Origin of the sequence: Rhodococcus globerulus NBRC 14531, from assembly GCF_001894805.1 — a bacterium.
GTDB lineage: Bacteria > Actinomycetota > Actinomycetes > Mycobacteriales > Mycobacteriaceae > Rhodococcus_F > Rhodococcus_F globerula.
The window spans coordinates 879,349-900,660 of record NZ_BCWX01000003.1; the positions used below are offsets into that span (position 1 = coordinate 879,349).

The following is a 21,312-nucleotide window of genomic DNA, read 5'->3' on the forward strand; positions in this document are numbered from 1 at the left end:
GAGAAATGACTACTACCGAATTCATTGCAATGAGCCCGTTCGCCGCCCTTCCGGCCCCGGACGCAGATATTGCGTCGTTTCTGTTCTTCGAGGCGCGGCTAGCCGACGAGGCCCGGTACTCCGAGTGGGAGTCTCTGTGGGACGACGACGCGCTCTACTGGGTGCCGATGCACCCGGATGACGATCCGAAGACTCAGCTGTCGTATATCTACGACAATCGTCGCCGAATCAAGAGCCGTGTGGCACAGCTCAATACCGGAAATCGGCACTCGCAGACCCCCCCGTCTGTCATGCGTCGTCTCCTGAGCAACATGGAGGTTCTCGGTACGGACGCGGATACCGTCACGGTGGCTTCGAACTTCGCGCTGTTCGAATACCGTTACACCCAACGCATCTGGGCGGGGCGCGTCATCCACAAGGTTCGCCGTACCGCTGGCGGCCTGAAGTTGGCCGGCAAGACCGTTCACCTCAACGGTGCGGCTGGACCGGTCGACACCTTGGCTTTCCTGATCTGACGCGAAGTCCGATCCGACTACACCGATTTCAATTTGCCGAAGGCCGGACAGTGACAGCTTCCCCTGTTGCTCGGAGGCCTTCCTGAGAATATTGCGAGGAACTGTGCTGGTAGGCGACATCCCACGTAACAACGCACGGCGGTACCCCAACAAGCCGGCGATTATCGAGGGAGACCGAACCCATACGTGGCCGACGGTCGATGAGCGGGCGCGGCGGCTGGCAAACCACCTGATCGGCAAAGGCCTGACGAAGGGTGACCGTGTCCTGGTCATTGCCAGGAACTGCATCGAGTGGCCCGAGATCACCTACGCGTTGGCGAAGGCTGGGCTCATTGCCGTACCGGTGAACATACGACTGGCCCCGGACGAGCTCGCTCACGTTCGTGACGACGCCGGTGCCAAGGGTGCGATCATCCACACCGATCAAGCGCAGCGATTCGGTTCCGAGCTCAATGAACTTGACGTGGTGCTCGAGATCGGCGCTGCTGGTGTGGATGCCGTCGTCGTCGGCGCCGACTACGAGCAGGCACTGCGTGAGGCGACATCGTCAGATCCGACGCCGTCGGATCTGACGCCGGAGGACATTCAGTTCATTCTCTATACGAGCGGCACCACCGGGCGTTCGAAGGGAGTCGTGAATACTCACCGTGGGATGCTCGCCCAGGTTGTCGACACCACGCTGGTCACCGAGGGCAACCGCTCGGATGTATTTCTTGCCACCACACCGTTCTTCACCGCAGGTGGCATGGTCCGAACTTTGTCATGGACCTATCTGGGTCAGACCATGGTCATCCACAAGCGCTTCGATCCGCAGGCCGTCATCGATGAAATCGAGCGCAGCGGAGTCACGTTCACCACTTTCATTCCGACGATGCTTCAGCGGACGCTGCGAATTCTGGAAGAAGGACCCAGGCGTGACATGTCGAGCCTGCGTCGGATCAGTTATGGCTCGGCGCCGGTGCCTCCCGGCCTTGCGAAGAAGGCAATGGACATGCTCGGTTGCGATATGCAGCAGCGATACGGTCTGACTGAATGTGGCGGTCAGGCAACCATTCTGACTCCGCAAGATCATCGCGACATGGTGGCGGGCAAAACCTCGATCCTCACCTCCTGTGGCCAGGAGACGCCCATGGTGTCGATCCGAATCGTCGACGCAGACGGAAACGACCTGCCTGCCGGTGAGATCGGCGAGATCGTCATTTCCAGTGAGGCCAACGCTGTCGGCTATTGGAACAGGCCGCAGCAGACCGCTGAGGCCTTCCGGCCGAACGGGCTCTGGTCGGGTGACCTCGGGTACCTCGATGACGAGCGGTACCTGCACATCACGGGCCGCAAGACTGACATGATCATTTCCGGCGGATTCAATGTCTATCCAGCAGAAATCGAACGAGTCATAGGTCATCATGCCGGAGTCGAAATGGTTGCGGTTGTTGGTATTCCGGATCCGGAATGGGGTGAGACCCCGGTCGCGGTGGTGGTACCGCGTGGCGAGGTGGACGAGGAAATCCTCACCGCTGAATTGACGGCGCTGTGCCGCGCTGAATTGGCAGGCTACAAGCAGCCTCGCCGGTTTGTCTTCCGGAGTGAATTTCCGCTCGGTCCCGCAGGAAAAATTCTCAAGCGCGTGATTGCCGATGACTTGCATGTCGTTACAGGATAAGGGGACTGAAATGTTGGCGGTGAAGAATCATGGTGCATTGCATGCCTCAGCAGTGTGGGATCTCGTAGCAGACCGCGCCGCTGCGACACCCACTCTCGAGTTCGCCGTCGACGAGCACGGACGACGCTTCACATTCGAAGAGTGTCAGACCTTGTCGGAGGGCATCGCCGCGACACTTCATGCGCGCGGTGTTCGAGCAGGGGACGTCGTGTCGTGGCAGTTGCCGAATACTGTCGAGGCGATGTGTATGTCTCTGGCACTTTCGCGCCTGGGCGCCGTGCAGAATCCCGTCATCCCGATGTTCCGTGACGCCGAAGTCGAGTTCATCACCAATCAAGTCGGCGCGTCTCTGCTGATCGTCCCGCGAGAATTTCGCGGATATGACCACGGGCAGTTGGCTGAGCGAGTCCGCAAAGTAGTCCCGGGGTTGGATGTCCTCGTTCTCGAGGCGACAGGGGATTACAGTGGCTGGGAACTCGGCGATCCATCAAGTCTGCCGACGGTCCGCACCGACGTCGACGCCGACGCGATCGCCTGGATCTTCTACACGTCGGGTACGACTGCGGCACCCAAGGGGGTCAAGCACACCGACCGCGGTCTTCTTGCAGCCTCGATGACCTTTGTTTCCAATCTTGAAGTGATGCAGGAAGATCGATGTGCCGCATTCGTGCCGATCGCTCACGTCGGTGGGATCGCGCACATGCTGCATTCATTGCTCGTCGGACACTCGCTGATCATCAGTGCTGCTTTTGCGCCGGAAGCGAATGCGGATCAACTCATCGAGGAGAAGGCAACCCTGGTGGGATCGGGATTGCCTTTCACCAATGAGTATCTGCGGCTTTCCCGCGAACGTGGCATCGCACCGCTGTTTCCTCACTCGAGGGCCACCCTCGGTGGCGGTTCCGGCCGCCCGGCAGGATTGAGCGGACTGACCAAAGAGCACTTGGGTGGTGTAGGGATCATTTCGGGTTACGGAATGACCGAATGCCCGTATATCACCTGGGGAACTCCACACGACACAGACGAGCAGCACGCAGAATTCGAGGGAATTCCGTGTTCGGGTGGCCAAGTTCGGATCGTGGGCGCGGGCGAGTCGAGCGCCTCGGTCGGTGAGATCGGTGAGATCCGAGTTCGCGGACCGCAATTGTTCCACGGATACGTCGACTCCTCTTTGGACAGTGCCGCATTCGACAAGGACGGCTTCTTTCGCACCGGCGATCTCGGGTTCCTGGATCAAGACGGTCGCCTAGCTGTTACCGGACGGATCAAGGACATCATTGTTCGCAAGATGGAGAACATCTCCGCCCGGGAGGTGGAAGAAGCACTGATGGGGGATCCGAGTATTGCGGATCTCACTGTGATCGGAGTGCCGGATGCAAAATCGGGCGAGCGGGTGTGCGCGGTCGTCGTTGCTGCTGATCCTGGCAATTTCCCGACGCTCGAATCGGTCCAGAAGTACTTGAGAACTACTCGGTTGAATGTGCGCAAATTCCCGGAGCAAGTGGAGGTGGTCGAGGCGATCCCACGCAACCCGCTGGGGAAAATATCCAAACCTGAACTGCAAAAACGGTATTCGAAAGATATCAACGACAGCAATGTAGAGAAGGTGTGAGCGATGGCGGTTGAAGAAGAGTTTGTGACCATCGAATTCGAGGTCGCAGATCACATCGCCACAATCACGTTGAACCGGCCGGACCGGCTCAACTGTTTCAACGAAGCAATGGCCAATGAGATGGCATCGGTGTGGGCGCGAGTTCGGGACGATGACGACATTCACGTTGCGGTGCTTCGAGCCAATGGCGAACGCGCGTTCTGCACCGGAGTCGATCTGAGCGAGGGTCCATGGTGGACGCATCTGAGTCGATGGAATCAGGAAGATCCCGGGGTGATGCTGGGACCCAAACAGCACAGTGTGTGGAAGCCCGTCATTTGTGCCGTACAGGGTATGGCCGCCGGTGGCGCAATGTATTTCATCAATGAGTCCGACATCGTCATCTGCTCGTCGGACGCCACCTTCTTCGATCCACACGCCAACGGTGGAATGGTTTCTGCACTCGAGCCGATGGGCATGCTCGCACGCGGAGTACCACTAGGCGAGGTCATGCGTTGGGCTCTTCTCGGTAGTGACGAGAGAATCACAGCGGACACCGCATTGCGTGCGGGCATCGTGACGGAGGTGACGTCGACGGCTGAGCTACGCGAGCGTGCCCATGAATTGGCTGTCGAGATCGCCGGCCGTCGCCCCGAGGCCATACAAGGTACGGTCCGAGCGATCTGGGAGTCCCTGGAGATGACACCGTCGATGGCATTGCGAAATGGTCTGTCCTACACACAGATCGGCAACCAAGGTACCGGCCGAACCGACTCACGTGTGAACAAGCGCGAGCCACGGTTCCGATGAGCGTGCCCAACCAATCGGGCGTCAACCCAATAAGGAGTGTGCTGTGAGCAGCAGTGTAGTGAACGACAGTGCTTCGAATGGCGGGCCGGTGACGCAAACTCTTCTCCGGTTTTCGCTGCTGATCGGCGGAGAATCGGTAGAAGCTGCGTCCGGAAAGACTTACGACAGTACTGATCCCTTCACGGGTAGCGCGTGGGCTCAGGTTCCCGATGGTGGAAAAGCTGACATTGATCGCGCGGTTCAGGCAGCCCGTGATGCGCTGAACGGCCCTTGGGGGCAGTTGACGGCAACTGCACGCGGAAAGCTTCTCTGGAAGCTCGGCGACGTCATCGCCCGTGAAGCCGAGAATCTCGCAGAACTCGAAGTGCGGGACGGTGGAAAGCTCCTACGGGAGATGTCCGGCCAGATGAAGGGCCTGCCCGAGTATTACTACTACTACGCCGGAATGGCGGACAAGCTAGAAGGCGCGGTAATCCCGACGGACAAGCCGAACTACTTGGTCTACACCAAGCATGAGCCGGTTGGCGTCGTCGGAGCGATTACGCCCTGGAACTCGCCACTTCTGTTGCTCGCGTGGAAACTTGCGGCCGGCCTCGCGGCGGGCTGCACGTTTGTCGTCAAGCCGAGCGACTACACCCCGACGTCAACATTGGCGTTTGCTTCTCTGCTCGAGGAAGCAGGCTTTCCTCCCGGCGTCATCAATGTTGTTACCGGTTGGGGTCCCGAGACCGGAGCTGCGCTGGCCGCGCACCCGGGCGTCGACAAGATCGCATTCACCGGTTCGACGGGCACGGGAATCAAGGTCGGCCAGGCTGCGCTCCAGAACATGACCCGCTTCACTCTCGAACTCGGCGGAAAATCGGCACAGGTCGTATTCCCGGATGCAGACCTGGATGCAGCGGCCAATGGTGTGATCTCCGGAATCTTTGCTGCGACCGGACAGACCTGTCTAGCAGGATCGCGATTGCTTGTGCATGAGAGCGTGGCTGACGAGTTGGTGCAAAAGATCGTCGACCGCGCGTCGACCATCGTTGTCGGTGACCCGAAGGACCCCCGGACGGAGATGGGTCCCGTATCGAATGAGCCGCAATACCAAAAAGTGTTGTCGCACTTTGCCTCTGCCCGCGAGCAGGGGGCCACGATTGCCTACGGCGCCGAGCCTGTCGAAGAGTTGGGCGGATACTTCGTCAAGCCCACCGTCCTCACCGGCGTGACGTCCGACATGCGTGCTGTCTCGGAGGAAATTTTCGGCCCGGTACTCGTGGTGTCGACCTTTTCCGACGAGGAAGAGGCGATCGCGGAGGCCAATGGCACGGAGTTCGGACTGGCCGGGGCAGTGTGGACGAAGGACGTTCACCGCGCTCACCGGGTTGCCGCGAAACTCCGAGCCGGCACGATCTGGGTCAACGCGTACCGCGCGGTGTCGCCGAGTGTGCCCTTCGGGGGAATGGGATCGAGCGGCATCGGACGTGAAAACGGAATCGATGCTGTCAAGGACTTCACTGAGACCAAAGCGATCTGGGTCGAACTCACCGGCAACACGCGTGATCCGTTCACACTCGGCTGACGCCGGTACCCACCACTATCGAAGGATCAGAAGTATGTCTGAAAACGGAAAGATCGAAGCCGTCATCGTTGCCGGCGCCCGAACGCCTATCGGCACTGCATTCAAAGGAACTCTGAGAAACACGACCGCGATGGAACTCGCCGAGGTTGTGGTGAAGGAAGTTCAGAAGCGTTCAGGCTTGGACGTTTCGCAGATCGACGACATTATTCTCGCTGAGTCCAACTACGGCGGCGGTGATATCGCTCGACATGCTGCGGTCGTCGCAGGAATGCTGCAGGTGCCTGGCCAATCAGTGAACAGGCACTGCGCCGGGAGTCTTACGGCAATCGGAAACGCCGCCGCGACGGTGATGGCCGGTGCGGAAAAGGCAGTCATCGCCGGGGGCACCCAGTCTTCGTCGACGGGCCCCGTGCAGAAATTTCGCAAGCCCGGAAGTGTCGATGAATTCATCGAGAAGTGGATGCCGCCCACACATCCGGATACGGCCGAGGCGCCCAACATGGACATGTCCATCACGGTGGGGTGGAACACGGCTCGCGATGCCGATCTGACCCGAGAAGAGATGGACGCGTGGGCCGTTCGTTCACAGAACAGGGCTGTCGCAGCAATCGAATCCGGCGCGTTCAAGGATGAGATAGTGCCCGTTCCCGTGCTCCAGGCAGACGGAACGTTTGTAGACTTCGATACGGACGAGCACCCGCGAAGCGGATCGACGCTGGAGCGGTTGGCGACGCTGAAGACGCTGCACCCCGAGATCGACAACTTTTCGATCACCGCCGGCAATGCCAGTGGTATCAACGACGCCGCTGCGGCAGTCATGGTGGTTTCCAGCGAATTGGCAGCTGAGGCCGGACTGGAGACACTCGCCACGGTGAAAGCGTGGGCGGCTTCGGCTGATCATCCGGCGCGCACCGGAATGATAGTTCTCGACGTGATCCCGAAGGTTCTCGAACGCGCGGGTATCAGTATCGAGGACGTGGCGTTGTGGGAGATCAATGAAGCATTTGCGGCAGTTCCGGTAGCGGCGTGTAAGAAGCTCGGCATCAACGAGGAGATCGTCAACACCGCTGGAAGTGGTTGCAGCCTTGGACATCCGGTGGCGGCCTCCGGCGCGCGGATGATCATCACGCTGATGAACGAACTCCGCCGTCGGGGCGGTGGCTATGGCGTTGCAGCCATGTGTGCGGGTGGCGGCCAGGCCGGCGCAGTTGTGATCGAAGTGCCTGCCCCAAAGCACTAGAAATGAACAGCACTGTCAGATAATGTGAAAGCATGGCAGTTCGGACGGGTGTTTATCCCCGACCTCGTCCGAACTGCCGGCTAGTACTTCCGAAATCGTCTGGCGTTTGGCGATCGAGATACTTTTCATGGAAGGTCCCCACGTGAATCTGGACTTCGTGTCGTTGGACATAGCCGGCGCCGGCCTCAGGCTTTCTGCAGATCGATGGAGAACCGCAGGCAGGCAAGTGGAGCCGCACGGAATCGTGCTACTTCTCCATGGTGGCGGGCAGACGAGACACTCGTGGCGAAACACGGGTGAACGACTTGGCTCAGCGGGCTGGATCGCGTACGCGGTAGACCTGCGCGGGCACGGCGACAGTGATTGGGACGACGCTGGTAACTACGGCATGTCGATCATGGCCGAAGACCTCCACCAAATCGTGCGTCATGTCAGAAATGAAAATCCAGATATTCCGATGGTGCTGGTTGGTGCTTCACTCGGCGGCAAAGTCTCGTTGATCGCTCTCGGTGAAGATTCCGAACTCGCACAGGCTTTGGTTTTGGTCGACATCGCTGTGCGAGTCGAGCAAGCCGGAGGTCGCAGAGTCCGAGACTTCATGATGAGCGCGCCCGACGGGTTCGGCTCCCTGGAAGAGGCGTCCGAAGTGATCTCGGCCTACAACCCACGTCGTAGGCACTCCGGGAATCTTGAAGGACTGAAGAAGAATTTGCGTCTGAGAGAAGGACGTTGGCACTGGCATTGGGACCCGCGGGTCATGTTCCCCGGAGATGCCAGAGGCAATCCCGAGGCCCCCGTCAGTGCGGTCATCTACGAGCGTTCGAAACAAGCCGCTGGAAACATTTCCTGTCCGGTGCTGCTGGTTCGGGGCAAGGAGTCCGACGTCGTCTCCGACGAGGGCGTTGCTGAAATGCGCACTCTCATCCCGCATGCAGAAGTCATCGACGTGCGGGATACGGGTCACATGGTTGCCGGCGACGATAACGACGTCTTTACCGCCGGGCTTCTCGATTACCTGAATAGATCGATATCGACAGGCGCGCAATAATTCTCAAGCAAAGACGTCGACTGCCTTGCAATTTTTCGCACAGGTCAAACACGAAAGAGGAAACCCACATGAGCTACGATCCCGACATCGCAAACAGAGTTCTCGCAGGTCTTCGTCCGTTCCCGGTGGCTATCACCACAATCGACGGCGGGTTCGCCAATGGTCTGATGTCACTCTCTGCGGGCTCGGCCAGCATCGTTCCGGAGGCTCCCCGTGCGACTATCAGTCTGACGAAGTACAACAAGACCCATGACATGGTGTTGAACTCTGGCATCTTCGTCATGCATATGCTGAGTGCAGCCGATGATCAGATCGAGAAGTCGCTCGAAATCTTGATGACTCTCGGAGGCAGGTCGGGGCGTGACGGTGACAAGCTGTCGACGCTGCGCACCAAGACCGGAGTCACCGGCGCCCCTATCCTGCTTGACGCGCACAGCTATGTGGAAGCTCGAGTCTCCGGATCGCTCGACGTTCAGGAAAGCACCATTTTTGTCGGCGACGTAGTCGCGTCCGAGATTCTGAACGAGGCACTTCGGCTGCGCATCGGCGACGCGTGGGGCAAGCTGCCGGAAGAATGGATCGCGCAGTACGACGCGAACCACGAGCCGCAGCTCGAGAATGCGCGTGCACGTCGCTTCGGCGAAAAGGTTTAGGGCACAGCTCGATGACCACCGTGGAACAGGCATCAGTGACCGGAGCCTGGGAGTTACCGGAAGAATTTCGCATGCTCCGCGACACCGTCCGGCGGTTCATGGAGACAGAGGTGCATCCGCTGGAAAGCACTCTGCCCCATGATGCTGCGGGCCTGCCCCGCGAGCAGCTCGTCGTACTACAGGAGAAAGCCCGACGACTCGGGCTGTGGGCGCTGCAGACCCCGGAAGAGTTCGGTGGAGCCGGTCTCAGCGTGCTCGGACAAGTTGTTGTTGCGGAAGAAGCCGCCAAATGCCGTATGGGCGCATTCTTTCCAGCGTTGGGTGCCTTCGGTGGCAATCCGCCGAACATCATGTTCAACACCACCAAAGAGCAGTTCGACAAGTTTGCCCAGCCAATTATCGACGGAACCGCCACCAAGGCCTACACGTCGATCAGTGAGGCGTCCGGCGGATCCGATCCGGCTCGCGCGATCCAGTTGAAAGCTGTGCGCGAGGGCGACCACTACGTCCTCAACGGGGCAAAGATGTGGACGAGTCACGCCGAGAAGGCCGACTGGGGGATCGTCTACGCTCGCACTGGTGAGGGGCGCGGAGGAATCTCCTGCTTCATCGTGGAGAAAGACACTCCGGGAACATCTTTCAGCCGAATCGGCGTTATGGCTTCCTTTGCTCCATATGAGGTGCACTTCGACAACGTGCGGATCCCGGTCGAGAACATGATCGGGGAGGAGGGCAAAGGATTCGCCCTGGCCACCAGCTCCCTCATCTACGGCCGGATCCTGTACGTGGCAGGTCCGATCGGTATTGCGCAGACAGCACTCGACATGGCATGTCAGTGGGCGAAGAACCGAGATGTATTCGGAGGCAAGCTAGCTGACAAACAAGGTATCCAATGGATGCTGGTGGAGAGCGAGGTCGAGCTTCGTGCCGCTCGACTGTTGATGTACCAGGCTGCCTGGAATGCCGACCTCGGTAAGGACGTCAAAGTCGATGCGTCCGTCGCCAAGATGTACGGAACCGAGGTGGCGTACAACGTGGTCGACCGTTGTATACAGATCCACGGAGCGCTGGGACTTTCCGACGAGCTTCCGCTCGAGCGATGGTTCCGTGATCTACGGGTCAAGCGATTGGGCGAAGGCGCTACCGAAGTTCAGCGTGTGGTCATCGCACGAGATTTGTTGAAGTGACGAGGGGGCGCCGAGCATGGCTTTGAAATTCAACCTGATGTTTCCGATGCGGGCTGTCAAGCACTATTCGAAGTGGATCGACGGTGGTGACTTCGGCGGTGTGGCGAAGTTTGTCGAGGACAACGGATTTGACGGCTTTTCGATGAGCGAGCATCCGTACCCGAGCAAGAAATGGCTGGCTAACGGTGGCCATCATGCTTTCGACCCGTTTGTCTCGTTGAGTATGGCGGCGCAGGCGACCGAGCGGATCCAGCTCATCACGTACGTCATGGTGGCGGGTTATCGTAGCCCCTATCTGGCGGCGAATTCGGCAGCGAGTCTGGACTTGCTCTCGGGCGGGCGACTCACACTCGGTATGGCTGCCGGCTACCTCGAGGCCGAATTTGACGCGCTTGGAGCGGATTTCAAGCGTCGTGGCAAGTTGTTGGACGAAGCAATCGCTGCGATGAGGGCAACGTGGCTGGGTATCGATCATGACGGCCCTGAGTTCGGTCGCACTGATCACATTTCACTTCCATTGCCTGCGCAGCATGGCGGACCACCGATATGGATCGGTGGAAACAGCAAGGCCGCCCAACGGCGTGTCGTCGAACTGGCCGATGGGTGGATGCCGATGGCGCAGTCCTCCGAAATGGCGGCGATCACCAAGACTCCGCCGCTCGAGGACATCGATGAGCTTCGGACAATGATCACTGCACAAAACAAGAAGCGCGTCGAGGCGGGCAAGCCTGACATCGACGTATCCTTCGTGCCGTTCGAGAAGGACCTGTTGCATTCCGGCGATTCGGTGGGGTTCTGTGAAGCTGTTGCTCCGCGACTGCGTGAGTACGAGGATGCGGGCGTCACGTGGATCACGATCGAACCGTCCAGTCGAAGTTTCGACGAATTCAAGCGAGATATCTCGATGATGGGCGAAAAGCTGATCTCGAACTGACGAGCGGCGTACGGATCGGGCCGAGTCGCAACGTCTCGGCCCTACCGGCGTTCGATGCAGTGTTGCTGTGGCAGCGAGTATCTGTTCCAACAATTACTGAACGAAATGGGTTGAAGCAGAGATGAATAGGGCAGCAGTAGGGCGCGTGAGCGAAGAGGTCGACGCGTTGGTATTCGTGGAAGAGTCGTTGGGTGAGAATCACGCGAGATTCCTCGACGCGGTGGAGGCTTTTCGTGGGTTGCAAGCCTCGTTGTGTGTTGTCGCACCACCAGCAGCGTTCAGTGCCGAACTTGCAGAAGAGTTTCGGCAGATTACTGCAAAACTGGCGAAGTTTCAGGTACCCAACGATGAGCAGTACGTGCGACTCTCAGATTTGCCGGGGCGCAATCATCCGGTAGTGGTTCCCTGGTCGTTCCAGCAGCTCGGTGAGCGGACCATGGTGGCAAGCGTGGAGTTTACGGAAGCTCATCTCGGTGGCAACGGCGCTGTTCACGGCGGCGTGATTCCGTTGCTCTTCGACGATCTGCTCGGTATCTTCGTGAGCCGCAAGGGCCAAGAGGGTTCGCGGACTGCATATCTCAAAACGAATTACCGCAAGATCACCCCCATCGGGAAGGTCCTGCGAGTGGAAGCATCGATAGATTCGATCGAAGGTCGTAAGACAATGGTGTCGGGTCGACTGTTCGACGGTGAGCATCTACTTGTCGACGCGGAGGCACTTTTTGTACGGCTCCTGCCCGGGCAGCCCTGAGCCGACTACGGAGAACCGGCTATGAACGATTCGATACCTGGTCCGCAGTTCGGATTGTACGTTCCCCAACTCAAGATGGATGCAGCATCGGTCATTGCTGTTGCGCAGCAAGCTGAAGAGCATCAGTTTGATTCCTTCTGGATCATGGATCACCTCTATGCGCCCGGCGCTCCCGGCTGTGATTCGTTGGAGAGCTGGACGCTGCTCTCTGCGATTGCGGGAGCGACGTCAAGGATTCGCCTTGGTCATCTAGTGGGGTGCAATCCATTTCGGCACCCTTCCCTTCTGGCGAAGATGGCGGCCACAGTCGATCAGATCAGTGGAGGTCGGCTGGACCTGGGTTTGGGCTGGGGATCGGTAGAGGACGAGCTGACAACTTTTGGATTCCCTTTCGGATCGCGCCGCGAACGTTCCGATGCGTTGGGTGAGACTCTCGAGATTCTTGAATTGATGTTTACCGGAGAGCCATTCAACTACAGCGGTAAGCATTTCGAACTCCGCGGTGCGTTCGGCTTACCACGTCCCGTCGCCGGGCGAATCCCAATTCACATCGGCGGAGGTGGGCGACAGTTGACCATGCCACTGGTTGCCAGACATGCGGATTGGTGGAACTGCGTGGGAAGTGCACGCCATCGACTCGAGGATCTTGCCCCACTGCGGGGAAGTGCCAGGATTTCGGCTCAGTATGCCGTCGGTCTTGCTCGCACCACAGCGGACATTGACGAGGTGGCTGCGAAGACGGCCCGTCGGATGCCCGAAGCTGGATGGGGAAAAGCGCTCGTCGGTACGCCCGATCAATTGGTCGATCTCTTCTTGGATGAACAAGCCCGCGGGATCGACTTGTTCGTCCTTCGATTCCATGACTTTGCGAACGCCGAGACAATGCGAATTTTTGCAACTGAAGTTGCTCCGAATGTCCGGGCGCACAGGGTTGCGCAGACAGGCAGCTAGCTCGGCCACAGTTGCACTGTCCAGCTCGAATTCCGGCTCCCGTCGCGGGCGCACCTCGTCGCCGGGCGGAGTTGCAGGGATGTCACCCGACCCCTCCCCGAGTGTGATGCTCGTCAGTTTTGAGATAAGACGTGACGTACGTCGCACCATGATCTAACATCAGTGTCACCTTCAGAGGATCTCCGGTGAGGAATGTCGTCACATGCAGCATTTGGTATTTCTGCTTCTCGGTCTAGGAAATGGTGCGGTTTTCGGTGCTCTGGCACTGGCGATCGTCTTGACGTATCGCAGTTCGGGCGTCGTGAACTTTGCGACGGGAGCGATCGCGCTGTACACCGCGTACACGTACGCCTATCTACGCGAAGGTAAGTTGCTGATCTTGATACCGGGGCTGCCCGACTCCATAGATCTCGGCGGTCCGATCGGCATGTTGCCCGCAATCGCGATGTCCCTCGTGATCGCAGCGGTGCTCGGATTGGTTCTGTATCTGCTGGTGTTCCGGCCGCTACGGACCTCACCACTGGTAGCGCGAGCTGTGGCGGCCTTGGGAATCTCCCTGCTGATTGCCGGTTTGGTGGCACAGAAACTCGGCACCGACCCGGTCACGGTGGAGCCCATCTTCCCGTCAGACGTTTGGAAGTCCGGTGCTCTGCAGTTGTCGGCTGACCGCTTCTACTTTGCGTTGACGATCCTGCTGCTTGCAGTGGTGCTCGCATTGGCCTTCCGGTACACCAAGTTTGGCTTGGCTACCCGTGCCGCAGCCGAAACCGAACGCGGCGCCTACGTCAGCGGCATCAATCCCGACAGAATCGCGGCATACAACTGGATGCTGAGCTCCGCAGTCGCAGGTCTGGCCGGAATTCTCATCGCACCGATCGTCCCGCTGGTTCCGGTCGCGTATACCTTGTTCATCGTGCCGGCTCTGGCCGCCGCGATTCTGGCGCGTTTCGACTTCGTCATTGTCGCGGTCGTTGCAGGTCTGGCTGTTGGAATGCTGCAATCCGAAGTTCAGTATCTGGCAGCACAATTCGACTTCCTTCCTTCGTCGGGACTGCCGGAACTCGTGCCACTGGTCCTCATCCTCGCAGTGCTGTTGATTCGTGCGAAACCCCTGCCGGCGCGCGGTGCGATCATTTTGCAAACCCTCGGCCGCGCGCCGCGTCCACACCACGTGGCGCCTACTGCGGTGGTGATGACGATTGTCGGAGTATTGGCGCTTGTACTGCTCGATGACCGCATGCGAAACGGTCTTATCGTCAGCTTCATCATGGCTATCATCGCGCTGTCGTCAGTGGTGGTCACCGGCTATGCGGGACAGGTTTCGCTGGCGCAGTTGACTATTGCGGGTGTTGCCGGCTTCCTCCTCGGCCCCATCGCCAATACCTTCCATCTGCCGTTCCCGATCGCTCCCATCGTGGCGGCGATCTGCGCAGCTGCCCTCGGTGTGCTGATCGGGTTGCCGGCCTTGCGGATTCGAGGTCTTACAGTCGCTGTGGTGACATTGGCTATGGCGTTCGCCGTGGAGGCAGTGTGGTTCCGAAACGTTGACATCGTCGGCTCCGAAGGCATCAAAGCGCCGAAGCCCAGTCTGTTCGGGTGGGATCTGAGTATTGGTCAGGGCTTGGAATACCCGCGCGTGACGTTCGGTGTGTTGGTGCTGGTGGTGCTCGTTGCGGTCGCGGTCGGGGTGGCGCTGTTGCGGCGTAGTCGGCTCGGCACGGAGATGTTGGCCGTTCGAGCCAACGAAAGGTCCGCTGCCGCAGCCGGTGTCAGCGTGGTCCGCGTCAAGATCTTGGCCTTCGCGATTGGCGCATTCATTGCCGGGCTCGGCGGCTCCCTACTGGCATACCAACAGCAGACAGTCACCTTTGATTCGTACGCGGCGATGGCCGGTGTTGCGCTCTTCGCCACCGTCTACCTCGCGGGTATTACGTCCGTCGCCGGCGGAATCTTGGCCGGTGTCACTGCTGCCAACGGGCTGCTTTACATCTTCGTCGATGAAATGTGGTCGGTAAGCGGCTGGTATATCGTGATCTCCAGTGTGTTGCTGATCTTTACGGTCATCCTGAACCCCGAGGGTATCGTCGGACCGGCGCACACTTTGATCGCAAGCCGCCGCTCGGCAGCGTTGGAGGCCAAGGCCGGGCCTTCGGCAGCAAGCTCGACTGCGGGCGTGAGTAAGGAATACATACCTACCGAGCCGCGGAAGTTTGATCGGACGGCGCAGCCGGAACTTGATTTGAAGAACGTGTCGGTCAAATACGGTGGCGCGGTTGCGCTGTCGGAGGTATCGCTGCAGATACCCAGGGGTGCACTGGTTGGACTTATCGGTCCGAATGGAGCTGGTAAGACCACCCTGATGGATGCCATTACCGGGTTTGCCGACTACAGCGGCGATGTTGTGCTGGCAGGTGCGTCGATGACCGGCCTTGCTCCGCACAACCGGATCCGCGCAGGTCTCGGACGTACCTTCCAGGCGATCGAACTCTACGACGACTTGAGCGTCACCGAAAATGTGAAGGTGGGCCGCACAGCGGCCGTGCATCGTCCGGCTGCCTCGGCCGAACACAACGACATCGGCCATCTAGCCGAGGTTTTTGATCTACTCGGGATCGGTGACATCAGTGAGCGGCCCGCCGGCGAACTCTCGCAGGGGCAGCGGCAGCTGGTGTCCATCGCCAGAGCATTGGCGGGATCACCGAACCTTCTCTTGCTCGACGAACCGGCCGGAGGCCTTGACAGTGCCGAGAGTCGTTGGCTTGGTGAACGTCTGAGGAGAATCTGTGACAGCGGGATCACCATCCTCATGGTGGATCATGATATGGATCTGGTGCTCAACATTTGCGACGAAGTGCACGTCCTGAACTTCGGTGAATTGATCGCGTCGGGGACGCCATCAGAAATTCGGGCCAATAGAACTGTCGCGCAGGCATACCTAGGTAGAGAGGCTAAGGTCAATGGCTGATTTGGAATTGATAGACAGTAAGAATGATTCGAATGATGCCCCGATACCGACGGGGATCCCGGTCCTGGAATGCCGCAACGTCTCGGCCGGCTACGGGTCGGTGCGAGTCGTGCGTGACGTGAGTTTCTCGCTTCAGGCAGGCACGGTGCTTGCGATCCTCGGTCCTAACGGTGCGGGTAAGTCGACTCTGATGAATACTCTTGCGGGCCTGTTGCCGCGCAAGGGCGGTGAGATCATCGTCGAGGGAAAGGCCTTGCGAAGTGGAAGACCTGCCGAAGCCAATCGTCATGGATTGGTTCTGGTTCCGGATGATCGAGCTCTGTTCACCACGCTGACCGTCAAAGAGAATCTTTCGATTGCCAAGCGGCCGGGAGGATTGGACGTGGACGCGGCGATCGAGATGTTTCCTGCGCTCGGTAAGCGCATCAAGGTCGCCGCGGGAGCGCTATCGGGTGGCGAGCAGCAGATGCTGGCCGTCGCTCGGGCACTTACACAGAACCCTAGGGTTCTGCTGATCGACGAGATGAGCATGGGGCTAGCGCCAGTTATTGTCGAGGAACTGCTTCCGATTGTGCGTCGTATCGCGGACGAGACCAAAGCTGTTGTAGTTCTGGTGGAACAGCATGTCCAGTTGGCGTTGGAAGTCGCTGACGAGGCCGTGGTGATTGTGCACGGCGGAGTTCGACTGAGCGGTCCGGCAAGCGATCTCGCAAAGAATCCGGATCTTCTGGAGAAGGCGTATCTCGGCGAGGCTGTCTGACCTTATCCACGGCGCCGGCCACCATTCCTCAACGGAGTGGTGGCCGGCGTTGTTGTGTCCGGTCACGATATTCGCTGGGCAGATACGCCCGATCCACGCTGTGCCTGCCTGCCTTAGTTGTCGGCAGTCGCTGGAGTTGAGCGGTGGGATCGATGTGGACCGTTGCAGAAGATGTGACCGAGTTGAAGGGAAAGCTCAGTGGCACAAATGAACTGGCCGTCAGTCCTTGAGGGGCTGACGGCCAGTTCAGGTGAAGCTAGTGATCAGGGAGTCGGTGCTGCGTAGAGCGACGGATCAATCTTGACCTGCTGGAAGTCGGTGAGTTCACCGTTCTTGTTCGCTTTGGCGACAATTCCGTCTGAACTGCAGATGTTGGGCGAGATGGGGATCTGCTTTCCGTTGCACTGGAACATGATTCCGTTGGTCAATGGGTACTCGGTCGGCGGCGCCGACTTCATAGCCGCCATCACGGTCTCCTTCGTCGGGTCGCTAATCTTGGCAGCATTGAGTGCCTTGATCATGCCGAGCATCGGTGCGTAACCGACCGAAGAGATCTGACCGAACTTTGCGCCGTCGCCGTACTTCGCGAGAATAGCTGAGTACAGCTGGGAATCAGGCGCATCCGGGCTGAGGTTCTGCGACGTCGCTACGTTTATACCCTCGTAACCGTTGGGAATCGAGCTGCCGCCACCGATGGTGATGCAGCGGTCGATTGCGAAGATCGGGGCGTCAGGCTTGGTTGTCTTGATCGCTTTGAATGCGCTGGTGCAGAAGCTGTCGTTGCCGATGACAAAGAAGTTGTCGGCGTCAGCCCCGGCGGAGGCGATCTGCGGGGTCATGTCTGCGGTACCCGGCGGGATTCCGGTGACATTGAACTTCAGACCTGCATTGCCCCAGAGCAAGCCACCGATCTGCTTGGTGGGACCTTCGGCGCCAGGCACGCCGATCGCGATACCGAGGGTGTTCTTGAGTCCTTGGTCCTTTGCGGAGACGGCAGAGATGGCGAAGTATGCGGTGCCGTTCGAGAGGGAGAAGACTCCGGGAGAGCTGAGCCCCTTTGGCGTGGAACCGCTGTGAATGACGAGCGGAATACTGGCCGGTGACAGGACGTCGATGAGGTTGTCGAGCTCGCCGGGGCTGGGTCCTACTACGGCTGCCGCTCCGGCCTGCACCATCTGGTTGGAGCAATCGGTGGCAACAGCGGGCTGCGCCAGTGCTTCACAAGCCTTCACCTCGATGGGGTGGCCACCGATGCCTCCGAGGTAGTCGTTGGCATATGCGGCAGCAGCTTTGGCGCCGCGAATCTCGTCGGTGGTATCGATGGAGGGTGACTTGCCCTCGCTGATGAATCCGATTGTTACCGGCGAGCCGGTCGCCTTGTTCGGGGTACCCAGGACGGTCTCGTTGGCTGACGGTTTGGCGGCTGAACTGCCGCTGTCGTCAGAACTGCTGCAGGCGACCATTCCTGCGGTAAGGGTGGCAGACAGCACGGTTACTGCGAGCAACCGTCGGCCGGTCCTTAATTTCTGCATGTTGTGCTCCTCCGTCGGGACGTTGAGACTGCGCCCGCATGGTTGTTTCGTTGAGCGTCGTGTCGGATTCTGCGGGCGGATCGAGGATCACACCGTTTAGAAACGCAATGTCAGATACGAACCACTGAATCGTGAGCTATGACGGGCGTCACTCCGCCTATTTGGTAACAATGTTATTGAAATGTAATCAAAATTCCACCCAAAATTGCGGGCCAAGGCGACAAAGCCGACATTTGGGATGCGAACTGGCGAAAACTCTTGCGTCAAATTCTGATGTGATCGACGCCTGGCCTTATGTATTTAACACTCACTGGTGTCAGATTTGTTGGCAGAGATTGGCGATTGGTGGGTACCCGTCAGTCGCCGCGTACGACGTTCATCATCGAGTCGACATCCACGAACTTCACACGTGGCCGGTTACGAGGCTTTCCGGCCGCACGCTCGGCTTTGTCAATCAGCGACCAGCCTGCGAAGTCGACGACGTCGGGGGCCCGCCCGGATACCAATTTCGCAAATGACTCTGCGTCGATCTGTGGGGAGGGGAGGGCGCCGGCGACGTAGTCCTGCAGTAGTAGATCGACTGTGTCAGCTGCGCATTTTTTGTTGGTTCCGATGACTCCCGACGGGCCACGCTTGACCCACCCGGTGGCGTACACACCGTGAATCGGATCCTCGCTACCCAAAGGCACAACTCGACCTTCGAGGTTGGAGATCACACCGCGGGCGTCGTCAAAGGGCACCCCAGGGACTGGAACACCGCGATAACCTACTGCACGCAAGACCATTGAGGCTTCGATGACTTCGGTCGAATCGGTCGGAACCGCGATGACCGTGCCCTCTGCCGTCTGCTCGAGACGGTTCCGGGTGATAGTTACGGTCTCCACGCGCTCGGCACCCGAGATCTCGGTGGGGGAGGTGAGGTAGCGGAGCACAAGCCGTTTCGATTGGCCCGCAGGCTGGGCGTCGGCAACCTTTCGTGCCAGTGCGATTTTTGCCTTGACTGAAGACTCGGTGTCCGGCGAGTCGAGAATGGCTTGGGTCACCTCGTCGATCTGGGCCTCGTCGGGATCGATCACCAGGTCTACGCCCGGCAGATGGCGTAGCGCCATCATTTCGGGATTGGTGTACCCGGACTGCGCGACTCCCCGCCTGCCCAGTACGACGACTTCGCGAATACTACTGTTGCGCAATACCTCCAACGCATGATCGGCAATGTCGGTGCGGTCGAGCTCGTCAGGATCTGTGAGAAGAATGCGGGCGACGTCGAGTGCGACGTTACCGTTGCCGACGATGACGGCGCGTTCACCGCTCAGGTCGTAGGTGCGGTCGGCGTAGTCGGGATGCCCGTTGTACCAGCCGACAAACTCGGTCGCAGTGTGGCTGCCGGGCAGATCCTCGCCCTCGATACCAAGGCGGCGGTCCGAGGAGGCCCCAACTGCGTAGATGACTGCATGGTTGTGTGCCACCAGTTCATCGTGTGTCAGGTCCTCGCCGATCTGAACGCCGAGGTGCAACCTGAAGTTCCTGCGTCGCTCGAGAGTTCGGAAGATGTCGGTGACTGCCTTGGTGCCAGGATGGTCGGGTGCGACCCCGGACCGCACCAATCCGTAGGGCGTGAGTAGTCGTTCGAACATGTCGACCTGAACGCCACGCAGTGCGATCAGTTCGGACGCCGCGTAGAACGCTGCCGGTCCGGAACCGACAATCGCGACCCGCATATTCGAGAAGTCGGCCTTGCGCCACAGTGGTTTTGGTGCGTCGAGCTGAGCTTCCTCCATCGGGTGTTGCTCGAAATATTCGGCGTTGAGCGCGACGTAGGGGAGCTCTTCGTCCGATAACTCGTCTTCGGCTTTGATGGCCTCGACAGGGCAGGCCTCAACGCAAGCGCCGCAGTCGATGCATGATTGTGGATCGATATGCAGCATTTCGGCACGCATGAAGCCCGGTTCGTCGGGCGTCGGATGTATGCAGTTGACCGGACATACATCAACGCAGGAGGCGTCGTTGCAGCAAGCCTGCAAGATTACAAAAGCCACGGGTATCATCCTCCAGTATCTGACAGTAGCGTCTACTTTTGTTCCTGGTGGACTGTTCTGTCAAGTGCAACGTGGTTTGCACTTCTCAGTTGAGTCTGTGGCATTGGCGGATTCGGCCGGCTGTGAATTCAGGTTCTCAGCGGAGTTTTGTCGAAGTTCGTCACTGATCTAACGTGCTCGTCACCATTGGATTGAGTGCGTATTGATTGACAGGGGAGGCGTGCGAGCGCCACTATGGGCACCAACCCATCGTCGTTGGTCGGCGGCGATGGAGTCGAGTAGGGAAGTTCTACTACTTCGGTTGCTGCCCAGCGGGCCGGTCGAACCTGCATGCCGCGAACTCAGTTGAGGAGAAGATGATGACATTTGAGCAGGCCGGAGCAATGGTCACGGGAGCGGGTTCAGGTCTGGGCCGGGCGATCGCCGTTCGACTCGCGAAAGACGGAGCGCGGGTGGTTGTTTCCGACATCAGCGAAAATGGAGGAGCGGCAACGGTCGAAACAATCACGGCCGCCGGGGGACAGGCCACGTTCATTCAGGCAGACGTCTCGGATGCGGACAGCGTCGACGCGCTCATTGCGGGGTCGATTGACTACCTTGGCGGCCTGGATCTAGCCGTGAACAATGCCGGAATTGCGCACACGCCAGGCGATTTGCATGAGCTGGACATCGCAGAGTGGGACGCGGTGATGAGTGTCGATCTGCGCGGAACATTCTTGTGTATGCGCGGAGAGCTTGCACATATGGTGGAGGCCGGTCACGGGAAGATCGTGAACATGGCGTCCAATGCGGGCACCAAAAATGCCCCGGGTATGGCGGCCTACACCGCGGCGAAACATGGCGTTGTCGGCCTGACAAAGAATGCTGCACTGCAATACGCGCGCCGAAATATTCAGATCAATGCCGTCGGTCCAGGCACAATTCTCACCGAGGGTCTGGCCGCCTTTGGCGCTGAGCAGCAGGGTGTGTGGGCAGATCTCATTCCGGTGGGCCGCATGGGTCGGCCGGATGAGGTAGCTGCAGCCGTTGCCTACCTGCTGTCGGACGAGGCGGGATTTGTCACGGGACACACATTGCTTATCGACGGTGGCCTGATGTGGGATTGATATACC

At 59.2% G+C, this 21,312-nt stretch carries 17 protein-coding genes; 15 read left to right on the forward strand and 2 right to left on the reverse strand.

All coding sequences use genetic code 11. The annotated features are described in order from the left end of the window. Positions 1-5 precede the first annotated feature (5 nt). The 14 genes from RG2_RS19440 to RG2_RS19505 all read left to right on the forward strand — a co-directional run bounded on the left by RG2_RS19440 (position 6) and on the right by RG2_RS19505 (position 16,632). Positions 6-515: an aromatic-ring-hydroxylating dioxygenase subunit beta gene (locus RG2_RS19440; RefSeq protein ID WP_080711737.1), complete on the forward strand. Its 510-nt coding sequence runs from the start codon at positions 6-8 to the stop codon at positions 513-515. A gap of 103 nt (positions 516-618) precedes the next feature. Beyond that, on the forward strand, positions 619-2,175 hold the full coding sequence (locus RG2_RS19445; protein WP_033234577.1) for a class I adenylate-forming enzyme family protein: 1,557 nt from the start codon (positions 619-621) through the stop codon (positions 2,173-2,175). 19 nt (positions 2,176-2,194) lie between these two features. Then, positions 2,195-3,787, forward strand: coding sequence for a class I adenylate-forming enzyme family protein (locus RG2_RS19450; RefSeq protein ID WP_218020269.1), 1,593 nt, complete (start codon positions 2,195-2,197; stop codon positions 3,785-3,787). Between the two features lie 3 nt (positions 3,788-3,790). Further along, complete coding sequence (locus RG2_RS31875; protein WP_033234575.1) at positions 3,791-4,576, forward strand: enoyl-CoA hydratase/isomerase family protein; 786 nt, start codon at positions 3,791-3,793, stop codon at positions 4,574-4,576. An 88-nt stretch (positions 4,577-4,664) separates the two neighbouring features. Further along, positions 4,665-6,143 (forward strand): aldehyde dehydrogenase, encoded by a 1,479-nt coding sequence (locus RG2_RS19460; RefSeq protein ID WP_033234643.1) that lies wholly within the window; start codon positions 4,665-4,667, stop codon positions 6,141-6,143. 34 nt (positions 6,144-6,177) lie between these two features. Further along, entirely contained in the window at positions 6,178-7,383 is a 1,206-nt protein-coding gene (locus RG2_RS19465; RefSeq protein WP_033234574.1) for a thiolase family protein, read from the forward strand. Positions 7,384-7,525: 142 nt separating this feature from the next. Further along, the gene (locus tag RG2_RS19470; RefSeq protein ID WP_230590156.1) at positions 7,526-8,431 is read left to right on the forward strand and encodes an alpha/beta fold hydrolase; all 906 of its coding nucleotides are present in this window, start codon (positions 7,526-7,528) and stop codon (positions 8,429-8,431) included. A gap of 68 nt (positions 8,432-8,499) precedes the next feature. Beyond that, entirely contained in the window at positions 8,500-9,084 is a 585-nt protein-coding gene (locus RG2_RS19475; protein ID WP_033234572.1) for a flavin reductase family protein, read from the forward strand. Positions 9,085-9,095: 11 nt separating this feature from the next. After that, positions 9,096-10,271 carry an acyl-CoA dehydrogenase family protein gene (locus tag RG2_RS19480; RefSeq protein WP_033234571.1) on the forward strand — a complete coding sequence of 392 codons (1,176 nt, stop codon included), beginning with the start codon at positions 9,096-9,098 and terminating at the stop codon, positions 10,269-10,271. 16 nt (positions 10,272-10,287) lie between these two features. Beyond that, positions 10,288-11,205 (forward strand): LLM class F420-dependent oxidoreductase, encoded by a 918-nt coding sequence (locus RG2_RS19485; protein WP_033234570.1) that lies wholly within the window; start codon positions 10,288-10,290, stop codon positions 11,203-11,205. Between the two features lie 145 nt (positions 11,206-11,350). Next, on the forward strand, positions 11,351-11,956 hold the full coding sequence (locus tag RG2_RS19490; RefSeq protein ID WP_230590155.1) for a PaaI family thioesterase: 606 nt from the start codon (positions 11,351-11,353) through the stop codon (positions 11,954-11,956). Between the two features lie 21 nt (positions 11,957-11,977). Then, complete coding sequence (locus tag RG2_RS19495; protein WP_033234569.1) at positions 11,978-12,907, forward strand: LLM class flavin-dependent oxidoreductase; 930 nt, start codon at positions 11,978-11,980, stop codon at positions 12,905-12,907. Between the two features lie 202 nt (positions 12,908-13,109). Then, positions 13,110-15,872, forward strand: a complete 2,763-nt coding sequence (locus RG2_RS19500; RefSeq protein WP_033234568.1) for a branched-chain amino acid ABC transporter permease/ATP-binding protein — start codon at positions 13,110-13,112, stop codon at positions 15,870-15,872. Beyond that, positions 15,865-16,632 (forward strand): ABC transporter ATP-binding protein, encoded by a 768-nt coding sequence (locus tag RG2_RS19505; RefSeq protein ID WP_080711735.1) that lies wholly within the window; start codon positions 15,865-15,867, stop codon positions 16,630-16,632. Before RG2_RS19500 ends, RG2_RS19505 begins: the two co-directional genes overlap by 8 nt. Positions 16,633-16,895: 263 nt before the next feature. On the opposite strand, the gene RG2_RS19510 is transcribed toward RG2_RS19505, so the two are convergent. Together RG2_RS19510 and RG2_RS19515 are read right to left on the reverse strand one after the other, a co-directional pair. Continuing rightward, a complete protein-coding gene (locus tag RG2_RS19510) occupies positions 16,896-18,164 on the reverse strand; it encodes an ABC transporter substrate-binding protein (RefSeq protein WP_072782636.1) in 1,269 nt (422 codons plus the stop codon). Positions 18,165-18,520: 356 nt separating this feature from the next. Then, positions 18,521-20,200, reverse strand: coding sequence for an FAD-dependent oxidoreductase (locus RG2_RS19515; protein WP_033234567.1), 1,680 nt, complete (start codon positions 20,198-20,200; stop codon positions 18,521-18,523). 356 nt (positions 20,201-20,556) lie between these two features. Between RG2_RS19515 and RG2_RS19520 the strand changes: the two genes are divergently transcribed. Further along, entirely contained in the window at positions 20,557-21,306 is a 750-nt protein-coding gene (locus RG2_RS19520) for an SDR family NAD(P)-dependent oxidoreductase (protein ID WP_230590154.1), read from the forward strand. Positions 21,307-21,312 lie beyond the last annotated feature (6 nt).

Coding starts and splice junctions, on each gene's coding strand:
- RG2_RS31875 (WP_033234575.1), top strand. CDS start 3,791: ATGGCGGTTGAAGAAGAGTTTGTGACCATCGAATTCGAGGTCGCAGAT.
- RG2_RS19480 (WP_033234571.1), top strand. CDS start 9,096: ATGACCACCGTGGAACAGGCATCAGTGACCGGAGCCTGGGAGTTACCG.
- RG2_RS19440 (WP_080711737.1), top strand. CDS start 6: ATGACTACTACCGAATTCATTGCAATGAGCCCGTTCGCCGCCCTTCCG.
- RG2_RS19510 (WP_072782636.1), bottom strand. CDS start 18,164: ATGCAGAAATTAAGGACCGGCCGACGGTTGCTCGCAGTAACCGTGCTG.
- RG2_RS19485 (WP_033234570.1), top strand. CDS start 10,288: ATGGCTTTGAAATTCAACCTGATGTTTCCGATGCGGGCTGTCAAGCAC.
- RG2_RS19495 (WP_033234569.1), top strand. CDS start 11,978: ATGAACGATTCGATACCTGGTCCGCAGTTCGGATTGTACGTTCCCCAA.
- RG2_RS19520 (WP_230590154.1), top strand. CDS start 20,557: ATGATGACATTTGAGCAGGCCGGAGCAATGGTCACGGGAGCGGGTTCA.
- RG2_RS19505 (WP_080711735.1), top strand. CDS start 15,865: ATGGCTGATTTGGAATTGATAGACAGTAAGAATGATTCGAATGATGCC.
- RG2_RS19475 (WP_033234572.1), top strand. CDS start 8,500: ATGAGCTACGATCCCGACATCGCAAACAGAGTTCTCGCAGGTCTTCGT.
- RG2_RS19500 (WP_033234568.1), top strand. CDS start 13,110: ATGCAGCATTTGGTATTTCTGCTTCTCGGTCTAGGAAATGGTGCGGTT.
- RG2_RS19465 (WP_033234574.1), top strand. CDS start 6,178: ATGTCTGAAAACGGAAAGATCGAAGCCGTCATCGTTGCCGGCGCCCGA.